The organism is Streptomyces sp. FH025, from assembly GCF_017427025.1.
Classification (GTDB): Bacteria; Actinomycetota; Actinomycetes; order Streptomycetales; family Streptomycetaceae; genus Kitasatospora.
In genome coordinates, this window is the sequence record NZ_JAFLNG010000975.1 from 1 (window position 1) to 2195 (window position 2195).

The 2195-nt window shown below is 76.4% G+C and carries 1 protein-coding gene and 1 pseudogene; one reads left to right on the top strand and one right to left on the bottom strand.

All coding sequences use genetic code 11. The annotated features are described in order from the left end of the window. On the top strand, window positions 1-1489 hold a 1489-nt coding region (locus tag J0670_RS36325), incomplete at its 5' end, for an alpha/beta hydrolase (protein ID WP_207817004.1). A 71-nt stretch (window positions 1490-1560) separates the two neighbouring features. On the opposite strand, the pseudogene J0670_RS36330 reads toward J0670_RS36325, so the two are convergent. After that, window positions 1561-2195: pseudogene (locus J0670_RS36330) on the bottom strand (glycosyl transferase); the annotation flags it as partial.

Here is a 2195-nt window from a genome sequence, read left to right on the forward strand (position 1 = left end):
GAGCCGCCCCGGCGGCCCGGGCACCCCGGCGACCCGCCCGCCGCTCGCGGACCGGGTCGCCGACACCGCCTCCCCGGCCCTGCGCGCCTTCTACGACCAGCGGATCGACTGGACCCCCTGCCCCGACCAGTCCGGAGCCGAGAGCGACGGGCCGACCGTCCAGTGCGCCACCCTCAAGGTCCCGCTGGACTACGCCGACCCCGGCGGCCGGACCATCGAGGTGGCCCTCGCCCGCCTGCCCGCCGCCGACCCCGGCGCCCGGACCGGCTCCCTCGTGCTCAACCCCGGCGGCCCCGGCAACTCCGGCGTCGGCATGGTCCGTTGGGGCTGGCGGAGCTACCAGGGAGCGCTGCACGACCACTTCGACCTGGTCGGCTTCGACCCGCGCGGCGCCGGCGCCACCATCCCCGTCGACTGCCTGGACGACCGCACCCGCGACGACTGGAACGGCACCGACGACCTGTCCTACGACCACGGCCGGGTCCTCGCCGACGGCTGCCGCACCCGGAACGCCGACCTCCTCCCGCACCTGGGCACCCGCGACAGCGCCCGTGACCTCGACGTGCTGCGCGGCGCCCTCGGCGAGCGCCGGCTCGACTTCCTCGGCCTCTCCTACGGCACCTACCTCGGCGCCCTCTACGCCGAGGAGTTCCCCGACCGCACCGGCCGCCTCGTCCTCGACGGCGCCGTCGAGCGCAGCACCGACCTGGTGCGCCTCAACGCCGAACAGGCCGCCGCCACCGAGGCCGCGTTCCGCGCCTACGCCACCGCCTGTGCCGCCGACGGCGACTCCTGCCCCCTCGGCACCGACCCGGCCGCCGCCCCCAAGCGGCTCGCCGACTTCCTCGACGGCCTCAAGGACCGCCCGCTGCGCGCCGGCGACGGCCGCGAGGTCACCGCCGCGCTCGCCTGGGCCGGCGTCCTCGACGTGCTCGCCGACGGCCACCGCTCCTGGCCGCGGCTGCGCGGCGCCCTCGACCTGGCCATCGGGCGCGGTGAGGCCGACGAACTGCTCAGGCTCGCCGACGGCGCCGTCGACCGCGACGAGGAGGGCCACTACGACAGCCGCTGGGACGCCTTCGCGGCCATCCACTGCGCGGACGCCCCGATGGCACCCACCGACGCGGACCTGCGCGCGGCCCTCGCCGACCTCTCCGCCCACGCCCCGCTGACCACCCGGCACGACCCCCGGGGCACCCTGTTCACCCCGGACTGCCGCCCCTGGCCGTACCGTTCGCCCGAGCGGCCGCACACGGTGAAGGCGCCCGGCAGTGCGCCGATCCTGGTGGTCGGCTCCACCGGGGACCCGGTCACCCCCTACCCGTGGGCGCAGCGGATGGCGGCCGGGCTGGAGCACGGTGTGCTGCTCACCCGCGAGGGCGACGGGCACACCGCGTACGACAAGAGCGAGTGCGTGCGCGACGCCGTCGCGGCGTTCCTGGTGGACGGCCGGATGCCGGCGGCCGGGACGCGCTGCCCGTCCGACTGAGGACGACATCGAGGGGGCGTGCCGCGCGAACGCGGCACGCCCCCTCGGTAGTCGGAAGCCTGGTCGTCGGCTCAGGACTTCGGGGCCGTCAGGTCGTAGAACGTGGTGCCGCCGACCGTCTTGGCGGTGAAGTGGCCGGTCACCCAGGCCTCGATCCGGGCGGAATCGTTCTCCTGCCCGCCCTCGCCGCCCTCGCCGCTCGCACCGCCGAAGCCCCGGTGGGAGCCGCCGGCGATGAACCAGTGCACCTTGCCGTCCTCGACGTACTTCTGGAAGCCGGCCAGGCTGAGCGACGGGTCGGTGCCGTTGAAGCCGCCGAGGGCCATCACCGGCTTCCCGGTGGCGAGTTGGTAGCTCGCGGCGTTCTGCGAGCCGGTGGTGGCAGCCGCCCAGGTGTACTGGTCGGCGTTCTCCTCGAGCAGGGACGCGGCCTCGTCGCTCACCTTGGCGCCTTCGAGCAGGCCGCCCATGCCGCCGCCCATGCCGCCGGGGCCCTCGGGGTCCTGGGCGCCCGGGCCCCTGCCCTCGGGGTCCTGGGCGCCGGGGAAGCCGCCGTTGGTGCCGGGGGCGGCGCCCGAACCGCGCTCGTGGCGGCCGCCGGTGCCGTCGCCCCTGCCGGATCCGTCGGAGCCGTTGCCGGATCCGTCGCCGGAACCGCCGCCGAACCCGCCCGGGAATCCGCCGGGGAAGCCGTTCTGCCCGTGCG